Annotated in this window: 24 protein-coding genes, 1 other RNA gene and 1 riboswitch; of the genes, 19 read left to right on the top strand and 6 right to left on the bottom strand. The window is 43.3% G+C overall.

What is annotated here, in order from left to right; genetic code table 11:
- Nucleotides 1–23: 23 nt before the first annotated feature.
- Nucleotides 24–128, bottom strand: coding sequence for an acid-soluble spore protein SspM (gene sspM / locus M1D65_RS10915; protein ID WP_003225606.1), 105 nt, complete (start codon nucleotides 126–128; stop codon nucleotides 24–26).
- Nucleotides 129–326: 198 nt separating this feature from the next.
- On the opposite strand from sspM, the gene M1D65_RS10910 reads away from it, so the two are divergent.
- Nucleotides 327–572 (top strand): DUF5446 family protein, encoded by a 246-nt coding sequence (locus tag M1D65_RS10910; RefSeq protein WP_021481526.1) that lies wholly within the window; start codon nucleotides 327–329, stop codon nucleotides 570–572.
- Nucleotides 573–617: 45 nt separating this feature from the next.
- Nucleotides 618–989 carry a YppE family protein gene (locus tag M1D65_RS10905; protein ID WP_003246080.1) on the top strand — a complete coding sequence of 124 codons (372 nt, stop codon included), beginning with the start codon at nucleotides 618–620 and terminating at the stop codon, nucleotides 987–989.
- 38 nt (nucleotides 990–1,027) lie between these two features.
- Here the strand turns inward: M1D65_RS10905 and M1D65_RS10900 are convergent, their stop codons facing one another.
- Nucleotides 1,028–1,216: a YppF family protein gene (locus M1D65_RS10900; protein ID WP_003230690.1), complete on the bottom strand. Its 189-nt coding sequence runs from the start codon at nucleotides 1,214–1,216 to the stop codon at nucleotides 1,028–1,030.
- 186 nt (nucleotides 1,217–1,402) lie between these two features.
- Between M1D65_RS10900 and M1D65_RS10895 the strand changes: the two genes are divergently transcribed.
- Nucleotides 1,403–1,780 (top strand): YppG family protein, encoded by a 378-nt coding sequence (locus M1D65_RS10895; protein ID WP_456270571.1) that lies wholly within the window; start codon nucleotides 1,403–1,405, stop codon nucleotides 1,778–1,780.
- Nucleotides 1,781–1,800: 20 nt separating this feature from the next.
- Here the strand turns inward: M1D65_RS10895 and M1D65_RS10890 are convergent, their stop codons facing one another.
- Complete coding sequence (locus M1D65_RS10890) at nucleotides 1,801–2,220, bottom strand: Hsp20/alpha crystallin family protein (protein WP_124048174.1); 420 nt, start codon at nucleotides 2,218–2,220, stop codon at nucleotides 1,801–1,803.
- 137 nt (nucleotides 2,221–2,357) lie between these two features.
- Here M1D65_RS10890 and M1D65_RS10885 point away from each other — a divergent pair, with 137 nt between their 5' ends.
- From M1D65_RS10885 to M1D65_RS10845, 9 genes are all read left to right on the top strand, one after another.
- A complete protein-coding gene (locus tag M1D65_RS10885; protein WP_169037900.1) occupies nucleotides 2,358–2,864 on the top strand; it encodes a PTS sugar transporter subunit IIA in 507 nt (168 codons plus the stop codon).
- A gap of 102 nt (nucleotides 2,865–2,966) precedes the next feature.
- Entirely contained in the window at nucleotides 2,967–5,216 is a 2,250-nt protein-coding gene (gene mrfA, locus M1D65_RS10880) for an ATP-dependent helicase MrfA (protein ID WP_456270570.1), read from the top strand.
- Between the two features lie 15 nt (nucleotides 5,217–5,231).
- Nucleotides 5,232–6,473, top strand: a complete 1,242-nt coding sequence (gene mrfB, locus M1D65_RS10875; RefSeq protein ID WP_456270569.1) for a metal-dependent exonucleaseMrfB — start codon at nucleotides 5,232–5,234, stop codon at nucleotides 6,471–6,473.
- Between the two features lie 100 nt (nucleotides 6,474–6,573).
- Entirely contained in the window at nucleotides 6,574–6,702 is a 129-nt protein-coding gene (locus M1D65_RS10870; protein WP_003230707.1) for a hypothetical protein, read from the top strand.
- Nucleotides 6,703–6,785: 83 nt separating this feature from the next.
- Nucleotides 6,786–7,013: a spore coat protein CotD gene (gene cotD / locus M1D65_RS10865; RefSeq protein ID WP_010886551.1), complete on the top strand. Its 228-nt coding sequence runs from the start codon at nucleotides 6,786–6,788 to the stop codon at nucleotides 7,011–7,013.
- A gap of 87 nt (nucleotides 7,014–7,100) precedes the next feature.
- Entirely contained in the window at nucleotides 7,101–7,646 is a 546-nt protein-coding gene (locus M1D65_RS10860) for a DUF1273 domain-containing protein (RefSeq protein WP_038828609.1), read from the top strand.
- Nucleotides 7,647–7,721: 75 nt separating this feature from the next.
- Complete coding sequence (gene gpsB, locus M1D65_RS10855; RefSeq protein WP_003225629.1) at nucleotides 7,722–8,018, top strand: cell division regulator GpsB; 297 nt, start codon at nucleotides 7,722–7,724, stop codon at nucleotides 8,016–8,018.
- A 65-nt stretch (nucleotides 8,019–8,083) separates the two neighbouring features.
- Nucleotides 8,084–8,464, top strand: an RNA gene (gene rnpB / locus M1D65_RS10850) — RNase P RNA component class B.
- 100 nt (nucleotides 8,465–8,564) lie between these two features.
- Nucleotides 8,565–9,722, top strand: coding sequence for a THUMP domain-containing class I SAM-dependent RNA methyltransferase (locus M1D65_RS10845; protein WP_021481520.1), 1,158 nt, complete (start codon nucleotides 8,565–8,567; stop codon nucleotides 9,720–9,722).
- Between the two features lie 52 nt (nucleotides 9,723–9,774).
- Here the strand turns inward: M1D65_RS10845 and M1D65_RS10840 are convergent, their stop codons facing one another.
- Nucleotides 9,775–9,927 carry a YpzG family protein gene (locus tag M1D65_RS10840; protein WP_010327933.1) on the bottom strand — a complete coding sequence of 51 codons (153 nt, stop codon included), beginning with the start codon at nucleotides 9,925–9,927 and terminating at the stop codon, nucleotides 9,775–9,777.
- A 163-nt stretch (nucleotides 9,928–10,090) separates the two neighbouring features.
- On the opposite strand from M1D65_RS10840, the gene M1D65_RS10835 reads away from it, so the two are divergent.
- Together M1D65_RS10835 and M1D65_RS10830 are read left to right on the top strand one after the other, a co-directional pair.
- Complete coding sequence (locus M1D65_RS10835; protein WP_064671145.1) at nucleotides 10,091–10,282, top strand: hypothetical protein; 192 nt, start codon at nucleotides 10,091–10,093, stop codon at nucleotides 10,280–10,282.
- 102 nt (nucleotides 10,283–10,384) lie between these two features.
- Complete coding sequence (locus M1D65_RS10830; protein WP_014477152.1) at nucleotides 10,385–12,310, top strand: ATP-dependent DNA helicase; 1,926 nt, start codon at nucleotides 10,385–10,387, stop codon at nucleotides 12,308–12,310.
- Between the two features lie 41 nt (nucleotides 12,311–12,351).
- Here the strand turns inward: M1D65_RS10830 and kduD are convergent, their stop codons facing one another.
- Together kduD and kduI are read right to left on the bottom strand one after the other, a co-directional pair.
- Entirely contained in the window at nucleotides 12,352–13,116 is a 765-nt protein-coding gene (kduD, locus tag M1D65_RS10825; RefSeq protein ID WP_077671375.1) for a 2-dehydro-3-deoxy-D-gluconate 5-dehydrogenase KduD, read from the bottom strand.
- Nucleotide 13,117: 1 nt separating this feature from the next.
- Entirely contained in the window at nucleotides 13,118–13,945 is an 828-nt protein-coding gene (gene kduI, locus M1D65_RS10820) for a 5-dehydro-4-deoxy-D-glucuronate isomerase (RefSeq protein WP_015251844.1), read from the bottom strand.
- Between the two features lie 221 nt (nucleotides 13,946–14,166).
- On the opposite strand from kduI, the gene kdgR reads away from it, so the two are divergent.
- The 5 genes from kdgR (at nucleotide 14,167) to ypwA (ending at nucleotide 19,445) form a co-directional block, all read left to right on the top strand.
- On the top strand, nucleotides 14,167–15,186 hold the full coding sequence (kdgR, locus tag M1D65_RS10815; protein ID WP_015383935.1) for a pectin utilization transcriptional regulator KdgR: 1,020 nt from the start codon (nucleotides 14,167–14,169) through the stop codon (nucleotides 15,184–15,186).
- A 37-nt stretch (nucleotides 15,187–15,223) separates the two neighbouring features.
- Entirely contained in the window at nucleotides 15,224–16,198 is a 975-nt protein-coding gene (gene kdgK, locus M1D65_RS10810; protein ID WP_015251846.1) for a 2-dehydro-3-deoxygluconokinase, read from the top strand.
- A gap of 1 nt (nucleotide 16,199) precedes the next feature.
- The gene (gene eda, locus M1D65_RS10805; RefSeq protein WP_015714145.1) at nucleotides 16,200–16,790 is read left to right on the top strand and encodes a bifunctional 4-hydroxy-2-oxoglutarate aldolase/2-dehydro-3-deoxy-phosphogluconate aldolase; all 591 of its coding nucleotides are present in this window, start codon (nucleotides 16,200–16,202) and stop codon (nucleotides 16,788–16,790) included.
- 44 nt (nucleotides 16,791–16,834) lie between these two features.
- Nucleotides 16,835–17,827 carry a 2-keto-3-deoxygluconate transporter gene (gene kdgT / locus M1D65_RS10800; RefSeq protein ID WP_015714144.1) on the top strand — a complete coding sequence of 331 codons (993 nt, stop codon included), beginning with the start codon at nucleotides 16,835–16,837 and terminating at the stop codon, nucleotides 17,825–17,827.
- Nucleotides 17,828–17,939: 112 nt separating this feature from the next.
- Nucleotides 17,940–19,445 (top strand): carboxypeptidase, encoded by a 1,506-nt coding sequence (ypwA, locus tag M1D65_RS10795; RefSeq protein WP_456270568.1) that lies wholly within the window; start codon nucleotides 17,940–17,942, stop codon nucleotides 19,443–19,445.
- 141 nt (nucleotides 19,446–19,586) lie between these two features.
- Nucleotides 19,587–19,686, top strand: a riboswitch (purine riboswitch).
- Nucleotides 19,687–19,720: the final 34 nt, after the last annotated feature.

The raw sequence follows: 19,720 nt of genomic DNA, 5'->3' as shown, positions 1-19,720 counted from the left end.
GAAGCAAGGAAATTCCTTGCTTCTTACGTAGAAGGGCGGTTTGGGCCGCCTAATTTTTTATCTAAAGAATCGATTGCCTTTGATTCAGTCTTTTTTTGCTGGCCGGCTTTTTTCGGTCTTGTTTTCATACGGCACCTCCTCACAAGTATCGTTTGCATTAACGAGGAGGATCATACAATTTTTGCGGGTGTTTTTGTCGAAAACTTCAGCTTTTCGTGGAATACCTGTTTGTTTGGCGATTTGCTTCTAGTTTTGTCATGAGGAAGGAAAGAGCCTTGAGAGCAAAGAATGTTAACCGGGAGAGACGAGGAAAGGGAGGTACACGAATGTCCGGTTATGTTAGCAAGACAGATATTCTCCGTATGCTTTCTGATATAGAAGATGAATTAACGCGAGCTGAGCAAAGCCTGAATCATTCTGTAAATGCATTAGAGGCTGAGATGCGGGAAACGGAAAACGATCGCCTGAGTGTGCTGGAAGAAGAAATCATAGATCTTCATATTTGTATAAATGAGCTGTATCAATCGCCTGAACACAGGTATGCGTTTGAGAAGGTATACCGCATCGGCTGAATTTGCGAGTGAAATTTGGTACGATAGGCATTGAGGTGAAAGGTATTGTTATCACAAACATTGCTGGAAATGACCGAGCAAATGATTGAAGTTGCTGAAAAAGGCGCTGATCGGTATCAGGAAGGAAAAAACAGTAATCATTCTTATGATTTTTTTGAGACGATAAAGCCTGCAGTTGAAGAGAATGATGAACTGGCGGCTCGCTGGGCAGAGGGTGCTCTAGAATTGATAAAAGTCCGCCGGCCAAAATATGTGCATAAAGAGCAAATTGAGGCCGTAAAGGATAATTTCCTGGAATTGGTCCTTCAATCATATGTTCATCATATTCATAAAAAACGGTTCAAGGACATCACTGAGTCAGTCCTTTATACATTGCACGCAGTAAAGGATGAAATTGCAAGAGAAGACAGCCGGTAAAAGGCTGTCTTCTTTTCGTTTTTATAGGGGGCCGGACGTTAATTCATCTCATATGCCGGGCTTTCTGCTCCATTTGCTTCGAGAACCTTCATACTGTTACGAAACTCAGTTATGCTGAGATGTCCTTGAATATAGAGGAACTTGGCAAAGTCCATCAGTTTATTCATACAGTCTGTTTCATATTTCTTCATTTCTGCAAAACGTTTGCTTAAGTATGATACGTTCATTATGGTGCATCCCCTCTCATCTGTATTGAAAATATGGTACCATAATGATTCGACTTTTTTCTGTTTTTAAAAAATTTAAACTTTCGACACAATTTGACAAATGCTAATCATCACTTGTGACACAAACAATAGAAGTCATTCATACATATATAGAAGAGAAATATGTTGTGTTTAGGGGGAATCGCAATGAACGGGAGCTCTCGAAGCTATCCTCGGCAAATGGGCTATTATTATTCTCAGCAAATGCAAGGATATTATCAGCAGGCTGCACCCGGTTATTTAGAGCAACAACTGCCTCAGCAGCATTATGGACAGCAGGATTATTATCAGCCTTATGCTCCGATTCAGCCTATGCCTATGCAGCCGCCTGTATTTTCTAACCCTTATCCTATCCCAAGGCCTAATCAACAGCAGCCTTCGCCATTTCAAAGCATTATGTCGCAGTTCAAAAAAGCCAATGGGCAATTTGATTTTAATAAAATGATGGATACGACAGGTCAAGTAATGAGTGCAATGAATCAGGTCGGATCTTTAATAAAGGGATTTACCAGCTTTTTTAAATGATAGAAGCATGAATGAATCGTTCATTCATGCTTATTTTTTGGAAAGAAAAGTGTCATTGTCTGCTCGTTCCAAGACGTTTCCATATCTTCTTGGCGAACTTCATAAGGCAGCTGAACCGTTCTTGTCATGCTTGTAAAGGTAGCCTCATTTTGGTGTTTCTGTTTTTCTTGGAGTGTTACATGGAGATACCTCGATTTAACATCAACGACGATCTCGCCATCCCGAAACGTCTCCGGAATGGTAATATCGATATACAGCCCAGTATCTCTTTCTCTGACATGTATGGTCGTCTGCACATCCTTTAAACTCGAGTTGATCAGGTTCTGAAATCCGTTTATAAGGTTGCCGAACGCTGAGGATTGAAAAAGAGTGTCGATTGCCTCCGTTATGATTTCTTCTTTCTTTTGCAGTTCGTTCTTTTTGTCATCATAGAATTCCAATTTCGCCACCGCCTTTTTTAATCAGATTATGCGTCTATGCCAAATGTTGTTATAAATTGAAGCAAAATTGAAAGTGTGGTTAAATAGTGGTGAATGAAGGGATAACGGTTGAAGTGAATGAGAAGGGAGAAAATACATTGCTGAAAAAATTATTCGGAATGGGCAAAACTCAGGAAAAGGTGACAGAAGAGGTTATTTATTCTCCGGCAGACGGTACAGTAATGGACCTGTCAGATGTGCCGGACCCTGTTTTTTCACAGAAAATGATGGGAGAAGGAATAGCGGTGGAACCTTCTAGCGGTGAAATCGTATCTCCCGCTGAAGGTGAAGTCATTCAGATTTTCCACACCAAACACGCCGTTGGCATTCGGACTCGCTCGGGAATTGAGCTGTTAATTCATGTCGGGCTGGAGACAGTCAATATGAACGGAGAAGGATTTACTGCCCACATTAAAGAAGGGGATAAAGTGAAGGTCGGTGACCCGCTGATTACATGTGATTTGGAATTAATAAAACAAAAAGCGAGCAGCACAGTCATCCCAATCGTTATAATGAATGGTGAGGCTGTAGGATCAATTGTACCGGCAGGCGAAATTGCTGCTCGTAAAGGCGAATCAAAGCTCCTTACAATAAAAGCGAAATAAGCAGGGCGTATGCCTTGCTTTTTTTATTCAACTGTATAAAATTTGCACCTAGCCATGCAAACAAATATTCGGTAAACTGTACTTGACAAAGAGGTGTAAAGAATGAAAAAGAAATCACTGACTGAACTCATTTCTGATTTAAAAGGAAATGAAAACGTTGTGAATTGGCATGAAATTGAGCCTCGGGAAGCAAAAACAAGGCCTATGCCCGAAAGTATAGACGAGAGAATCAAAGCGGCCCTTTCGAAAAGGGGCATTGATGAACTATATACTCACCAATATTCCGCTTTTCAATATGTGCAAAAAGGAGAAAGCATCGTTACCGTAACGCCAACAGCATCAGGAAAAACGTTATGCTACAACCTCCCAGTCCTGCAGTCCATCGCCCAAGATGAAACAAACCGGGCGTTATATTTATTTCCGACTAAAGCGCTGGCACAAGACCAAAAGAGCGAGTTAAATGAAATTATTGATGAAATGGGCATTGATATTAAAAGCTTTACATATGACGGGGATACGTCTCCGGCAATCAGACAAAAGGTGAGAAAAGCAGGTCATATTATCATTACAAACCCCGATATGTTGCATTCTGCCATTCTACCGCATCATACGAAATGGGTCAGTTTGTTTGAAAACCTTAAGTATATCGTCATCGATGAGCTTCATACGTATCGAGGTGTGTTCGGCAGCCATGTGGCAAATGTGATCCGGCGGCTAAAGCGGATCTGCCGGTTTTATGGAAGTGATCCGGTTTTTATTTGTACTTCCGCAACAATTGCCAACCCAAAGGAATTGGGAGAGCAGCTGACAGGCAACCCGATGCGGCTGGTCGATGACAACGGCGCACCGAGCGGACGCAAGCATTTTGTGTTTTACAATCCGCCAATTGTGAACAAACCGCTCAATATTAGAAGGAGCGCAACCGCAGAAGTGAATGAACTGGCGAAAGAGTTCCTTAAAAACAAAGTGCAGACCATTGTTTTTGCCAGAAGCAGAGTTCGGGTGGAAATTATTTTAAGCCATATTCAGGAGCTTGTGAAAAAAGAGATTGGAACAAAATCAATCAGAGGCTATCGGGGAGGCTATCTGCCGAAAGAGCGAAGAGAAATCGAAAAAGGCCTGAGAGAAGGCGACATTTTAGGAGTGGTCAGTACGAATGCCTTAGAGCTTGGTGTTGATATCGGCCAGCTGCAAGTGTGTGTAATGACGGGGTATCCCGGAAGTGTTGCAAGTGCTTGGCAGCAGGCGGGACGAGCCGGCAGAAGACACGGTGAATCTTTGATTATCATGGTAGCCAATTCAACACCGATTGACCAATATATTGTGCGGCATCCTGAATATTTCTTTAATCGTTCGCCGGAATCTGCAAGAATCAATCCGGAGAATTTGATTATTTTAGTAGACCACTTAAAGTGTGCGGCTTATGAGCTTCCTTTTAGAGCTGATGAAGAATTTGGACCCATGGAAGTCAGTGATATTCTTGAGTATCTTCAGGAAGAGGCTGTTCTTCACCGCAACGGCGAACGGTACCATTGGGCAAGTGAGTCGTTCCCTGCTTCAAACATCAGTTTGCGTTCCGCCTCCCAGGAAAACGTCGTTATAATTGATCAGTCGGATATTGCAAATGTAAGGATTATAGGTGAAATGGACCGTTTTAGCGCGATGACGCTTTTACATGATGAAGCGATTTATTTGCATGAAGGCGTTCAGTATCAAGTTGAGAGGCTCGATTGGGACCATAAAAAGGCGTATGTCAGAAAAGTCGATGTCGAATATTATACGGATGCAAACCTGGCAGTTCAGCTGAAGGTTTTAGAAATCGATAAAACGAAAGAAAAAAGCCGTACGTCATTGCACTACGGAGACGTCACTGTCAATGCCCTGCCGACCATTTTTAAAAAAATAAAAATGACCACTTTTGAAAATATTGGGTCTGGACCTATTCATTTGCCGGAAGAAGAACTGCATACAAGTGCAGCTTGGCTCGAAATCAAAACAGCGGATGAAGACATCGGGGAAAAGACACTGGAACAGCTGCTTCTTGGCATCTCGAATGTGCTGCAGCATATTGTCCCTGTGTATATCATGTGTGATCGAAATGATGTTCATGTTGTTTCTCAAATTAAAGCAGCCCATACCGGATTGCCAACCATATTTTTATATGATCATTATCCGGGCGGTATCGGTTTGGCGGAGGAAGTCTTTAAACGTTTTTCAGACATTAATGAAGCGGCGAAACAACTGATTACACATTGTCCTTGTCATGACGGCTGTCCGTCTTGTATAGGTACGGAAATAGAAGGGATAAAAGCAAAGGAAAGAATTTTGCAGCTGTTGGATCAAATGTCGTAAGGAGGGAGGCCGGATATGTCATTAAAAGGGAAACTCCAGCGGATGAAAAAGCACATGGTGCTCGATGAAGGAGAACAAAAAATAGAAGCAGGCAAACAAGAAAACCACTTTGATGACATCCCGTTTTTAGAAGAGTGGGAGGCTTTTGGCATGAAGCCTTTCATCTTCGAAGATGAATATTGCCTCATCAGAGAAGTAGAATATCCGCTTTCTCACAACCATGGGTTATACAGCTTTTCTGAGCTTGAGGAAGTGATCACACTGTGGAATCAAAGCGGCCTGTCGCATACGTTGTCAGCAAAAGGGTATAACAAAAACAACCTCTTTTTCTTTGATACAGAAACAACCGGTCTTGGGGGTGGAGCTGGGAATACCATTTTTTTGCTTGGGCATGCGAGAGTATATGAAGACCGAGTGACAGTCAAACAGCATCTTTTGCCCAAACCGGGGAACGAAGTCGCCTTGTACCAAAGCTTTTTAAGCGAGGTTGACATTACATCACTTGTGACCTACAACGGCAAAGCCTTTGATTGGCCGCAGGTGAAAACAAGGCACACCTTGATCCGTGACAGACTTCCGAAGCTTCCGGAGTTTGGCCACTTTGATCTTTTGCATGGAGCTAGACGCCTGTGGAAACACAAAATGGACCGCGTATCTCTTGGCACGGTTGAAAAAGAGGAGCTCGGCATCCGCAGACTAGAAGACACACCGGGCTACTTGGCGCCAATGCTTTACTTTCATTTTATCAAGGCACAAGAGCCGGATCTTTTAAAAGGTGTCCTGCATCATAATGAAATGGATGTGTTATCACTCATTTCATTGTACATCCATATGTCTAAAAAAATCCTTTCAGAATCACATGCGCCAAAAGAACACAGTGAAGCCTATGCTATGGCGAAATGGTTTATGGCTCATAAAGAAACGGACCAAGCGATCAAGCAGTTGGAAAGGCTTATAGAAAAATCGTTTAAGAATCAGGACAGTGCACGGCTGGATTTATCGCTCCTGTACAAAAAACAAAACCGCTTGGAAGAAGCAGTGCCGCTTTGGGAAAAGCTGTCCCGCTCGCAAAACCAGAAGTGCAGATACGCTGCTGTAATAGAGCTCGCGAAATATTTTGAGCATAAGAAAAAAGAATTCGGAAAAGCATTGCAAATAGCAGAGCAATTGCTTAGCGATGCGGCATGCTTATCAGAGAAAGAAACTGAAAAACTGCATGTGAGAATTGCCCGGCTGAAGAGGAAATATTCCTCTTAAATATTCCCCGGGAAAGCGCAAAAGACGACTTGTTTCGCCATGAATTTTTTTTGCTGAATTCACATTGATTTTGTTGTAGAATAGCGGCGAATCCTGTAAAATGACGTTAGTTATTTTTAAAGGGAGAGTTGGTATGTATAAGGGTGTTTTTTACTTGTTCTTTGTTGTGGTATTTTTGATTGCTTTTGTATTTTCAAACTTTAAAGACAGCTTAATTGCACACTTTTAAAATAGGTCTTTGCATCAGAACATGTACCCCTTATTTTTCATAGCTTAGTATTGTAATAAAGTTTATGGAAAGGGGATTTTATCATGCATCACTGCAGACCGCATATGATGGCGCCAATTGTCCATCCTACTCATTGCTGTGAACACCATACGTTTTCGAAGACTATCGTGCCGCACATTCACCCACAGCATACAACAAACGTAAACCACCAGCATTTTCAGCACGTTCACTACTTTCCACACACTTTCTCAAATGTTGACCCGGCTACGCATCAGCATTTTCAAGCAGGAAAACCTTGCTGCGACTACTAGTATGGAAACGTGCAGCTTGATGGTGTAAACAATGCAGCACAACAAATGGGGCCCACGGGAGCCCCATTTTTTAAAGCAGGTGAAATGATGAAAGTACTGGCAATTACGGGCTATAAACCGTTTGAACTCGGGATATTTAAGCAGGATGACAAGGCGCTGTATTACATAAAAAAAGCCATTAAGAACCGGCTGATTGCTTTTTTGGATGAAGGATTAGAATGGATTTTAATTTCGGGCCAGCTTGGAGCGGAGCTGTGGGCGGCAGAAGCTGCATATGATTTGCAGGAGGAATACCCTGACTTAAAGGTAGCTGTCATCACACCATTTTACGAGCAGGAAAAGAACTGGAAAGAACCGAATAAGGAACTGTATGAAGCAGTTCTGGCTCAGGCAGACTATGAAGCAAGCCTGACTCACCGTCCTTATGAAAGCCCGCTTCAATTCAAACAAAAAAATCAGTTCTTCATTGATAAGTCCGACGGGCTTCTGCTTTTATATGACCCGGAAAAGGAAGGCTCCCCTAAGTATATGCTTGGGACAGCGGAAAAAAGGCGCGAAAAGGATGGCTATCCCATCTACTTTATTACAATGGATGACTTGAGAGTGACAGTAGAGGAAGACAGCTACTCATAGCAATAAGAGAAATTTGACAACCGTACAGATTTCTGAAAAAATATATGTGATGATTCACGATACGAGGTGAAAAAGATGCTTGCTGATAAAGTAAAGCTTTCTGCGAAAGAAATTTTGGAAAAAGAATTTAAAACAGGCGTTAGAGGCTACAAGCAAGAAGACGTTGACAAATTTTTAGATATGATTATTAAGGATTATGAAACCTTCCATCAAGAAATTGAAGAACTGCAGCAGGAAAATCTGCAGCTGAAAAAACAGCTTGAAGAAGCAAGCAAAAAACAGCCTGTGCAATCTAACACAACAAACTTTGATATTTTAAAACGGCTGTCTAACTTAGAAAAACACGTTTTTGGTAGCAAGCTTTATGATTGATCACGCTTGAAAAAAATGGCGCTTGTAAATTGTAATCAGTTGTTATATAATAATTCATGTTCTTAACGTTCGGGTAATCGCTGCAGATCTTGAATCTGTAGAGGAAAGTCCATGCTCGCACGGTGCTGAGATGCCCGTAGTGTTCGTGCCTAGCGAAGTCATAAGCTAGGGCAGTCTTTAGAGGCTGACGGCAGGAAAAAAGCCTACGTCTTCGGATATGGCTGAGTATCCTTGAAAGTGCCACAGTGACGAAGTCTCACTAGAAATGGTGAGAGTGGAACGCGGTAAACCCCTCGAGCGAGAAACCCAAATTTTGGTAGGGGAACCTTCTTAACGGAATTCAACGGAGAGAAGGACAGAATGCTTTCTGTAGATAGATGATTGCCGCCTGAGTACGAGGTGATGAGCCGTTTGCAGTACGACGGAACAAAACATGGCTTACAGAACGTTAGACCACTTACATTTAAAATGATGAAAACAAGCTCTCCCGTATAAGGAGAGCTTTTATCTTGAAAAGAGAAAAGTTTTAAAAGACAGGGTGATACGATGAAGAAGTATACACTAATTGCAACGGCGCCGATGGGCATTGAAGCTGTTGTCGCAAAGGAAGTACGAGATTTAGGATACGAATGCAAGGTTGATAACGGGAAAGTTATTTTTGAAGGTGATGCACTTGCCATCTGCCGTGCGAACCTTTGGCTTAGAACAGCCGACCGCATAAAGGTTCAGGTTGCTTCTTTTAAAGCGAAAACATTTGATGAACTGTTTGAAAAAACGAAAGCGATTAACTGGCGCTCATTTATACCTGAAAACGGGAAATTCCCTGTCATCGGAAAATCGGTAAAATCAACACTTGCAAGCGTTCCCGACTGTCAGCGGATCGTCAAAAAAGCAATTGTCGAAAAGCTCAAGCTGCAGTCCGGCAAAGCCAATGATTGGATTGAAGAAACAGGTGCCGAGTATAAAGTGGAAATATCTTTATTGAAAGATCAGGCTTTGATTACACTGGACTCATCAGGGACGGGCCTTCACAAACGAGGATACCGTGTCGATCAGGGCGGTGCGCCGATTAAAGAAACACTTGCTGCCGCTTTGGTGCAATTAACCAATTGGACGCCTGACCGCCCGTTTGTTGATCCTTTCTGCGGCTCCGGAACAATCGCGATAGAAGCGGCGCTAATCGGTCAAAACATCGCCCCGGGATTCAATCGCGATTTTGTTTCAGAGGATTGGGAATGGATCGGTAAAGATCTGTGGAACAAAGCGCGGCTTGAAGTCGAAGAGAAGGCAAATTATGACCAGCCGCTTACAATTTTCGCTAGCGACATAGACCACCGCATGGTTCAAATCGCAAAAGAAAATGCAGAGGAAGCAGGATTGGGAGATCTAATCCAGTTCAAACAGATGCAGGTCAAAGACTTTACCACAAATCTGGAGTTTGGCGTAATTGTCGGCAACCCGCCATATGGAGAGCGTCTCGGCGAGAAAAAAGCCGTTGAGCAGATGTACAAAGAAATGGGGAAGGCGTTCGAGCCGCTTGATACTTGGTCTGTGTATATGCTGACATCAAATGAAAACTTTGAGGAAGCATATGGCAGAAAAGCAACGAAGAAACGAAAGCTCTTTAACGGGTTTATTAAAACGGATTATTATCAATATTGGTCAAAAGTAAGGCCGCAGCGAAAGAAAACAGAAAACGCATAAAAAGAAGACGCTCTGCATGCGTCTTCTTTCATCTTTCAGCCCTATTCTATCGTTACCAACGGTGAGCTTTCGCGTTGCTTCTCAATATAATGTTGGTTTGGGACATTTCAGTGTGACCGTTTACTTGAGACTTAGAACGTTTAGGCCGCGTCCAATTGTGATGAAACAGTTCAGAATGCTGATCTAATCGGTTTCTATAACTCATCTCAACATCACTCCCTGATAGAATATTGTTGATAAGACGGATAATCCGGAGACGGAATATCAAGTGTAGTTTGTGCATGTTTCGGTGATAACATGCGGTAAAGCATGTATATAAAATGAAAAGTTCGCATACAATGATGATTATTTCCATCAGAGGTGATCTCATGCTGAACAGCGAACATTTTAATCTTATTCAAAGGGCGCTTGACGCAACAGCAAACGAGCTGAAGGATCTCAGGACTGATTCGTCTCCGTCTGTGATTTCGCATGCGCAAACTGATTTAGAAAAAGCGGTAGAACATATTTATTCAACAGACCATCCTTTTTTATCGTCGCATGTGATCAATCGTAAGTAAACTGCAAAAAACTTGGCATTGCCAAGTTTTTTTATTGTATTCATCAGCGGAAAATGATATTATTGGTGGTCTGAATGTCGAATAGTTGGGGGTTGGAACTAGGTGACAACATCACGTTTGCCTTTTTCTTTAACGAAAACAAAGAATTTTTATGAAGAATTGAACAATTGGATTGGTGACGTGTTTTACGATATCCTTCCCGAAAAAGGGTTTGATCTTCGGGACGAGCAAGTATTTATGGCTTTTCAGCTGGAGCGGGCGTTTAAAGAGAAAAAAGTCATGTTCGCCGAAGCTGGAGTGGGAACGGGGAAAACGCTGGTTTATCTTCTTTTTGCAATCAGCTATGCAAGGTATGTCGGCAAACCCGCCATCATCGCTTGTGCAGATGAAACATTAATTGAACAGCTGGTGAAAAAAGAGGGCGATATTTCTAAGCTGGCTGAGCATCTTGATCTGAAAATTGATACAAGACTGTCAAAATCACATGAACAATATTTATGCTTGAAGAAGCTTGAAAAAACAATGCAGCGTTCTGATGATGATAAATGGCTGGATCTTTATGAGTCGTTACCGTCATTTGTCCACGAGTCACAGGCGATGCAGCGCTTTTATCCGTATGGCGACCGTAAGCAGTACGCAAATCTATCGAATGAAGAGTGGTCTGACGTAAGCTACGACTCGTTTCAGGACTGTCTGACTTGTGATATGAGACACAGATGCGGTCTGACACTTTCCAGAGATTACTACCGCAAGTCAACGGACTTAATCATTTGTTCCCATGATTTTTATATGGAGCATGTGTGGACGGAAGAATCACGCAAACGAGAGGGCCAGCTGCCGCTCTTGCCTGATCATAGTGCAGTTGTATTTGATGAGGGGCACTTGTTAGAGTTTGCTGCGCAAAAAGCGCTAACCTATAGAGTGAAGCAGTCTACTCTTGAATTGTTTTTAGAACGATTGCTGCAAAATGACATCAGAGAAGAGTTTGCAGAATTGATTGAAGATGCGCTTCTCGCAAACGACGAATTTTTCTATGTTCTTTCTGAAGAATCAAAGGAAGTAGCCGGTTCACACCGTTTAGAAATAAAAAATGACCAGCGTGTCAAAAAGGCGGCGGACGAGCTTTGCCGTTTACTTGATAAAATCGGTGAGGCACTTGTATTTGAGTCTGAAATGTATACGATTGATCAATACGAGCTGTCAGTAGTGGAAGAATATGTTGAACAAATGGCGTATTCATTATCTCTATATCAAAAGGATGCGATCAGCTGGCTGGAGAAAAAGGAAGCAGAATCAACTTTTGTCGTGATGCCGAGAACGGTAGCAGAAGTACTTGGCGAAAAAGTGTTTTCTAAGAAAATTCCTTATATCTTTTCTTCTGCTACGCTGTCAGAAGGCGGTTCGTTTGATTATATTGCCGACAGTCTTGGGATTCATGATTATTTGTCATTAACTGTTGATTCCCCTTATGATTATGACGAGCAAATGAGTATTAATCTATACGCAAAAACAGATATGGCCGCTGAACAAAAAACGGCTGAAACGATTGAAACAATCAAACGTTACAAAGGAAGAACGCTGGTGCTTTTCCCTTCTTTTGAAGAATTAAACGAGTTTAAAGAGCTGTCGGCGGCATGGGAGCTGCCGTATCCAATTTTCTTCGAAGGTGACGAGGAAATCAGCAGCTTAGTAGAGAAATTCCAAGAGGAAGAAGAAACAGTACTTTGTTCAGTTCACTTATGGGAAGGACTCGACATTCCCGGTGACGCATTGAAGAATGTTACCATTTGGTCATTACCGTTCCCGCCACACGATCCTGTATTTACAGCGAAGCGCAACGGAGCGAAAAAAGATCCGTTCGAAGAAGTTGATCTGCCATATATGTTGTTACGTGTACGGCAGGGCATCGGGCGCCTGATTCGCTCGAATCAAGACAGCGGCTCGATTCACATTTACGCTGGCGGAGAAAATGAACGCATCATTGATGAGGTCAAAAAGGTCTTGCCTGTTGAACCGCACATGATGTAATGGAAAAAAGCTGACGATCGTTCGTCAGCTTTTTTTATTTGTCAGCGGGATAGCCAGCCGCCATCAACTGCTAAAATATGTCCATTTACATAATCTGAAGCACGTGATGCCAAAAAGACTGCAGTCCCCCCGATATCATCCGCTTGGCCCCAGCGGCCGGCAGGAATTCTCTTTAAAATGTCCTCATTTCGCTTTTCGTCATCCCGAATAGGCTTTGTATTCGCAGTAGAAATATAGCCTGGGGCGATTGCGTTGACCTGAATACCTGACGCTGCCCACTCATTTGCAAATGATTTTGTCAAACCGGCAACAGCGTGTTTGCTCGCGGTGTAAGCCGGAACGAGGATGCCTCCTTGAAAAGACAGGAGAGAGGCAATATTAATAATCTTTCCATGACCTCTTTTCAGCATGTGCCTGCCAGCAAGCTGTGTCAGAATAAACAGGCTGTTTAGATTGACATTCAGTACGTGCTGCCAGTTCTCTTCTGAAAAATCTTCCGCTTTTTCCCGATGAATAATGCCGGCATTATTGACAAGGATGTCGATCTGCCTGTTTTCAAACAGCTCAGCTGCAGAATCCTTTATCGCTTCCGGCTTGCTCATGTCCAATGTAAAAGATGTAAATATCCGGCCTTCCTGTTCCACAAGCTGCTGTGTTTCAGATAGGCTGCTTGTATGTGATGTGCCGATAATATCAGCGCCAGCCCCGGCTAGGGCTTTGGCTATACCTTGACCGATCCCTGTTCCCGGGCCTGTCACAAGCGCTGTTTTTCCTTCTAATGAAAAGGCGTCATGTAGATAACCCATCTTATTTCAGCCCATCCATCGGAACGAGATCCATGTCCGTAAATGTGTAATTTTCTCCAGCCATCGCCCACACAAAGCTATAGTTTGATGTTCCTGCGCCAGAATGAATAGACCAGGCGGGAGAAAGGACAGCCTGCTCATTTCCAACAACAAGATGGCGTGTTTCGTCCGGCTGGCCCATGAAATGAAATACCTTTGAATCCTTTTCAAGATCCAGATAAAGATAAGCCTCCATCCGACGGTCATGAACGTGTGCTGGCATCGTATTCCAGTTGTTGTTTTGATCTAACATCGTTATTCCCATCATCAGCTGACAGCTTTTAATGCCATCCTGATGAATGACTTTGTACAGACTTCTGACATTAGACGCTGCATCATCACCAAGGCGGTCCGGTGTCAGTTCAGCTAGGGCGGCTTTTTGTGTCGGATAGCTTTTGTGGGCGCAAGCGGAGACGAAGTAAAACTTCGCTTTTTCACCGTTCAGGCTTGAAAATGATACATCCTGATTACCCATTCCGATATAGAGAAAATCCTTTGTTTGAAGCACATATTCATCATCGCCGACTCTAACGGCACCAGGCTGGCCGACATTAATAATCCCGATTTCACGCCGTTCCAAAAAGAAGTCTGTTTTTAGAAAATCACCTGCATCAAGCTTCAGTTCACTTTGCCCTGGAGCCGCTCCGCCGATGACAACCCGGTCTTCATGTGAGTAATACATCGTAAGTTTGTTTTCTGTAAATAAAGGATCCATTAAGAAATGACTGCGAAGCTCCTCTGTTGTAAAGCGTTTTACTTGTTCAGGATGTACAGAATAACGATTTTCCATTATATTTCCCCCTTGGTTAGGATTTCAGCAGCACTTGAATGAAAATATTTTGGTAACGGTTTCAAAGAAAATTTTAGGATAAATAGTGAAAAGAGTCAACGAAAAAATAATGAATTGACACATTATTAAAAAAACTCTTTCCAAATTTTAAAATTATGGTATCCTTTTGTTGTAACAGTTTTGAAATCGGTTTCAAATATATGAGATACAGGAGCACTTGAATGAAAAAGAAAACAACAGGCCATACAACCATCAAAGATGTAGCTGAATGTGCAGGAGTTTCGAAATCGACAGTTTCCCGCTATATTAACGGAAAAATTGACGCGATTTCTCCTGAAAAAGTGAAAAACATTAAAAAGGCAATCGCAGAATTGAATTATCGGCCGAGTAAAATGGCACAAGGTTTGAAAATAAAAAAAAGCAAGTTAATCGGATTTGTTGTAGCTGACATTACAAATCCTTTTTCGGTCGCTGCTTTCAGGGGAGTCGAAGAGGTTTGTGATCAATATGGATACAGCATTATGGTGTGCAACACAGATAACAGTCCTGAAAAAGAGCGGGAAATGCTCTTAAAGCTAGAAGCCCATTCGGTTGAGGGCTTGATTTTAAACGCAACAGGGGAAAACAAGGATGTACTCCGTGCTTTTGCTGAACAGCAAATTCCAACAATCTTAATTGACCGGAAACTGCCGGATCTGAAACTGGATACCGTAACGACTGACAACAGATGGATCACAAAAGAGATTCTTCAGAAGGTGTACAGCAAAGGGTATACTGATGTCGCGCTGTTTACCGAACCGATTTCCTCTATCAGCCCTCGTGCAGAAAGAGCAGCTGTGTATCAGGAAATGGCTTCGGTTCAAAATGTGAACGGGCTTGTCAGATTGCATGAAATTGACGTAAAAGACAAGGAGCAGCTTAAGGCGGCGCTTCGTTCTTTTCACAAGGAAATGCCGGAGCAAAAAAAAGCGATTCTGGCTTTGAATGGCTTGATTATGCTGAAAATCATCAGCTGTATGGAAGAGCTTGGCCTGCGCATCCCTCAAGATATAGGGATTGCAGGATTCGATGATACGGAGTGGTACAAACTGATCGGTCCAGGCATTACAACGATCGCCCAGCCGTCACATGATATGGGCAGGACGGCGATGGAACGTGTATTAAAAAGGATTGAAGGTGACAAAGGAGCGCCTCAAACCATTGAATTAGAGGCAAAAGTCATCATGAGAAAGTCACTTTAATCCTAGGTGCCCTCAACTAAGAGGAGGTTGGGAAGAGATGAAGCTTGATGCGGTGACATTCGGGGAATCAATGGCCATGTTTTACGCAAATGAGTATGGAGGCCTTCATGAAGTATCCACTTTTTCTAAAGGGCTTGCCGGAGCAGAAAGCAATGTCGCCTGCGGCCTTGCCAGACTCGGATTCCGAATGGGATGGATGAGCAAGGTCGGCAATGATCAGCTCGGAACGTTTATTTTACAAGAGCTTAAAAAAGAGGGAGTGGATGTGTCCCGCGTGATCCGCTCGCAGGACGAAAATCCCACCGGGCTGCTGCTGAAGTCAAAAGTGAAAGAAGGCGACCCGCAAGTTACCTACTATAGGAAAAACTCAGCTGCAAGCACATTAACTTCAGCTGAATATCCAAGAGATTATTTTCAATGCGCAGGCCATTTGCATGTGACAGGCATTCCGCCTGCTTTATCAGCCGAGATGAAAGACTTCACGTATCATGTCATGAACGACATGAGAAACGCAGGGAAGACCATTTCATTCGACCCTAATGTAAGACCTTCGCTTTGGCCTGATCAAGCAACAATGGTACACACAATCAATGATCTGGCTGGGCTTGCAGACTGGTTTTTCCCGGGTATCGCAGAGGGAGAGCTATTGACCGGAGAAAAAACACCTGAAGGCATTGCCGACTATTATTTGAAAAAAGGTGCCAGCTTTGTTGCTATTAAACTTGGAAAAGAAGGCGCTTACTTTAAAACGGGGACAAGTGAAGGATTTCTAGAAGGCTGCCGGGTCGACCGGGTGGTTGATACGGTCGGCGCCGGAGACGGATTTGCAGTCGGTGTAATCAGCGGTATCCTAGACGGTTTGTCGTACAAGGATGCGGTGCAAAGGGGAAATGCGATTGGCGCTTTGCAAGTGCAGGCACCGGGGGATATGGACGGTTTGCCGACCAGGGAGAAATTAGCTTCTTTTTTATCTGCTCAAAGAACGGTTCACCAAAAGAAAGGGGATTATTAATATGGAGTCCAAAGTCGTTGAAAACCGTCTGAAAGAAGCAAAGCTGATTGCAGTCATTCGTTCAAAGGATAAGCAGGAGGCCTGTCAGCAGATTGAGAGTTTATTAGATAAAGGGATTCGTGCAGTTGAAGTGACGTATACGACCCCCGAGGCATCAGATATTATCGAATCCTTCCGTAATAGGGAAGATATTTTAATTGGCGCGGGCACGGTCATCACCGCGCAGCAAGCTGGGGAAGCTGCTGAGGCTGGCGCGCAGTTTATTGTCAGTCCGGGTTTTTCAGCTGATCTTGCTGAACATCTATCTTTTGTAAAGACACATTATATCCCCGGCGTCTTGACTCCGAGCGAAATTATGGAAGCGTTGACATTCGGGTTCACGACATTAAAGCTGTTCCCAAGCGGTGTGTTTGGCATTCCGTTTATGAAAAATTTAGCGGGTCCTTTCCCGCAGGTGACCTTTATTCCGACAGGCGGGATACATCCGTCTGAAGTGCCTGATTGGCTTAGAGCCGGAGCTGGCGCCGTCGGAGTCGGCAGCCAGCTGGGCAGCTGTTCAAAAGAGGATTTGCAGGCTGTTTTCCAAGTGTAAGTGGAATTGTTTTTTCATAACCGGAGGATGGGAGAATCCACAATATGAAAATCAAGGCGACAATTGAACGGGTACCTGGCGGAATGATGATTATTCCGCTATTTCTTGGAGCGGCGCTCAACACGTTTGCGCCTGGAACAGCGGAGTTCTTTGGAGGGTTTACGGGTGCTTTGATTACCGGAACGCTGCCGATACTGGGTGTATTTATCTTTTGCGTAGGAGCAACGATTGATTTTCGTTCTTCAGGCTATATCGCAAGAAAAGGAATCACGTTATTATTGGGGAAGATCGGATTTGCGGCGCTGCTCGGCGTGATCGCAGCGCAATTTATACCTGACGAAGGCATACAATCCGGCTTTTTTGCAGGTCTTTCTGTTTTAGCAATTGTCGCGGTAATGAATGAAACGAACGGCGGACTGTATTTAGCGCTCATGAACCATATGGGAAGAAAAGAGGATGCGGGCGCTTTCGCCTTTATCAGTACAGAATCTGGTCCTTTTATGACCATGGTGACGTTTGGTGTGACGGGACTTGCCGCATTCCCATGGGAAACGCTGGCAGCGACAGTCATCCCGTTTTTACTTGGATGTATACTTGGAAATCTGGATCATGATCTCAGAGACTTATTCAGCAAGGTTGTGCCGGCGATCATTCCATTTTTTGCCTTTTCGCTCGGCAATACCTTGAATTTTGGAATGCTGATCCAATCAGGGCTGCTCGGCATTTTTATCGGAGTTTCTGTCGTCATTTTATCGGGCAGTTCCTTGTTTTTGCTTGATCGTTTTATTGCGCGGGGAGATGGTGTCGCGGGAGTGGCCGCTTCTTCTACGGCGGGGGCGGCTGTAGCCGTGCCATATGCATTAGCGGAAGCGAATGCCTCATTTGCGCCAGTTGCTGAGTCGGCAACTGCAATTATCGCGACAAGCGTTATTGTCACCTCGCTCTTAACCCCGCTTGCAACAGTGTGGGTAGATAAAAAAATCAAGCAGAAAAAGCGGAGAACACCTCCGCCAAAAAATCAAATGACGATCAACTGAATAAAAAGGCTGCCATAAAAACATACCGGCAGCCTTTTATACAAACAATTTGACTTTCATACCCCCTTCCATTAGCCTGTAATGGAACGGCTAGAATAGGGAGGGAATGGATATGGAGATACATACATATGAAAAAGAATTTTTTGATCTTTTAAAAAGAATCTCACATTACAGCGAAGCAGTTGCGTTAATGCACTGGGACTCCAGAACAGGCGCGCCGAAAAACGGCTCAGAGGATCGTGCCGAAAGTATCGGCCAGCTTTCAACAGATATATTCAATATCCAAACATCAGATCGAATGAAGGAGCTTATCGATGTCCTGTATGAACGATTAGATGACTTGTCGGAAGATACGAAAAAAGCAGTGGAACTGGCGAAAAAAGAGTATGAAGAGAATAAGAAAATCCCTGAGGCTGAATACAAAGAATACGTGATTCTGTGTTCAAAGGCAGAAACAGCGTGGGAGGAAGCGAAAGGAAAATCTGATTTCAGCTTGTTTTCTCCTTATTTAGAACAGCTGATTGAATTCAATAAACGTTTTATTACGTATTGGGGATATCAAGAGCATCCTTATGATGCATTGCTTGATTTGTTTGAGCCCGGCGTCACGGTAAAGGTGCTTGATCAGCTGTTTGCTGAGCTGAAGGAAGCGATTATCCCTCTTGTTAAACAGGTGACAGCTTCCGAAAATAAACCAGATACAAGCTTTATTACAAAAGCGTTCCCGAAAGAAAAGCAAAAAGAGCTCAGTCTGTATTTTTTACAGGAGCTTGGCTACGATTTTGATGGCGGAAGACTTGATGAAACCGTTCATCCGTTTGCAACTACGCTGAACCGGGGAGACGTTCGGGTCACGACGAGATATGATGAAAAAGATTTCCGGACGGCGATCTTTGGCACCATTCATGAGTGCGGGCACGCGATATACGAGCAAAATATTGATGAAGCACTCAGTGGCACGAACTTGTCAGACGGCGCATCAATGGGAATTCATGAATCGCAATCATTATTTTACGAGAATTTTATCGGCCGCAACAAGCATTTTTGGACACCGTACTATCAGAAGATTCAAGAAGCATCACCTGAACAGTTCAAGGACATCTCCCTGGATGATTTTGTCCGGGCAATCAATGAATCAAAACCTTCATTTATCAGGGTCGAAGCGGATGAATTAACGTATCCTCTTCATATCATCATCCGTTATGAAATTGAAAAAGCGATTTTCAGCAATGAAGTGTCTGTGGAAGATCTGCCGTCGCTTTGGAATCAAAAATACCAAGATTATTTAGGGATTACACCGCAGACTGACGCAGATGGGATTTTACAGGACGTCCATTGGGCAGGTGGTGATTTCGGCTACTTCCCATCCTATGCGCTCGGCTACATGTATGCGGCTCAGCTGAAACAAAAAATGCTTGAGGATCTCCCTGAATTTGACGCTCTCTTGGAAAGAGGAGAGTTCCATCCGATAAAGCAATGGCTGACGGAAAAGGTGCACATTCACGGAAAACGGAAAAAGCCGTTAGACATTATTAAAGATGCAACAGGAGAAGAGCTGAATGTTTGCTATTTAATTGATTATTTATCAAACAAATATTCAAATCTCTATCTGTCATAATCAAAAGCCTGGCGGCGCGGTCGTCAGGCTCTTTTATATCGTATACCCTTGAAATACGAATGATATCTAAAAAAACAAAAATAAAGTTCGGGAATTTTTATTTTCAGCCTATGCAAGAGATTAGAATCTTGATATAATTTATTACAATATAATAGGAACACTCATATAATCGCGTGGATATGGCACGCAAGTTTCTACCGGGCACCGTAAATGTCCGACTATGGGTGAGCAATGGAACCGCACGTGTACGGTTTTTTGTGATATCAGCATTGCTT

It is taken from the genome of Bacillus sp. JZ39, assembly GCF_053903145.1.
Note: the sequence above shows the minus strand (reverse complement) of the source record. Positions and strands in the feature narration are given on the sequence as shown.

What these genes read in the sequence shown, in the direction of transcription:
- mrfB (WP_456270569.1), top strand. Translation starts at nt 5,232, where the DNA reads ATGTCATTAAAAGGGAAACTCCAGCGGATGAAAAAGCACATGGTGCTC.
- gpsB (WP_003225629.1), top strand. Translation starts at nt 7,722, where the DNA reads ATGCTTGCTGATAAAGTAAAGCTTTCTGCGAAAGAAATTTTGGAAAAA.
- kdgT (WP_015714144.1), top strand. Translation starts at nt 16,835, where the DNA reads ATGAAAATCAAGGCGACAATTGAACGGGTACCTGGCGGAATGATGATT.
- kduI (WP_015251844.1), bottom strand. Translation starts at nt 13,945, where the DNA reads ATGGAAAATCGTTATTCTGTACATCCTGAACAAGTAAAACGCTTTACA.
- sspM (WP_003225606.1), bottom strand. Translation starts at nt 128, where the DNA reads ATGAAAACAAGACCGAAAAAAGCCGGCCAGCAAAAAAAGACTGAATCA.
- M1D65_RS10835 (WP_064671145.1), top strand. Translation starts at nt 10,091, where the DNA reads ATGCTGAACAGCGAACATTTTAATCTTATTCAAAGGGCGCTTGACGCA.
- M1D65_RS10910 (WP_021481526.1), top strand. Translation starts at nt 327, where the DNA reads ATGTCCGGTTATGTTAGCAAGACAGATATTCTCCGTATGCTTTCTGAT.
- M1D65_RS10840 (WP_010327933.1), bottom strand. Translation starts at nt 9,927, where the DNA reads ATGAGTTATAGAAACCGATTAGATCAGCATTCTGAACTGTTTCATCAC.
- mrfA (WP_456270570.1), top strand. Translation starts at nt 2,967, where the DNA reads ATGAAAAAGAAATCACTGACTGAACTCATTTCTGATTTAAAAGGAAAT.
- eda (WP_015714145.1), top strand. Translation starts at nt 16,200, where the DNA reads ATGGAGTCCAAAGTCGTTGAAAACCGTCTGAAAGAAGCAAAGCTGATT.
- M1D65_RS10900 (WP_003230690.1), bottom strand. Translation starts at nt 1,216, where the DNA reads ATGAACGTATCATACTTAAGCAAACGTTTTGCAGAAATGAAGAAATAT.
- M1D65_RS10895 (WP_456270571.1), top strand. Translation starts at nt 1,403, where the DNA reads ATGAACGGGAGCTCTCGAAGCTATCCTCGGCAAATGGGCTATTATTAT.
- M1D65_RS10845 (WP_021481520.1), top strand. Translation starts at nt 8,565, where the DNA reads ATGAAGAAGTATACACTAATTGCAACGGCGCCGATGGGCATTGAAGCT.
- M1D65_RS10860 (WP_038828609.1), top strand. Translation starts at nt 7,101, where the DNA reads ATGAAAGTACTGGCAATTACGGGCTATAAACCGTTTGAACTCGGGATA.
- ypwA (WP_456270568.1), top strand. Translation starts at nt 17,940, where the DNA reads ATGGAGATACATACATATGAAAAAGAATTTTTTGATCTTTTAAAAAGA.
- kdgR (WP_015383935.1), top strand. Translation starts at nt 14,167, where the DNA reads ATGAAAAAGAAAACAACAGGCCATACAACCATCAAAGATGTAGCTGAA.
- cotD (WP_010886551.1), top strand. Translation starts at nt 6,786, where the DNA reads ATGCATCACTGCAGACCGCATATGATGGCGCCAATTGTCCATCCTACT.
- kduD (WP_077671375.1), bottom strand. Translation starts at nt 13,116, where the DNA reads ATGGGTTATCTACATGACGCCTTTTCATTAGAAGGAAAAACAGCGCTT.
- M1D65_RS10870 (WP_003230707.1), top strand. Translation starts at nt 6,574, where the DNA reads ATGACGTTAGTTATTTTTAAAGGGAGAGTTGGTATGTATAAGGGTGTT.
- kdgK (WP_015251846.1), top strand. Translation starts at nt 15,224, where the DNA reads ATGAAGCTTGATGCGGTGACATTCGGGGAATCAATGGCCATGTTTTAC.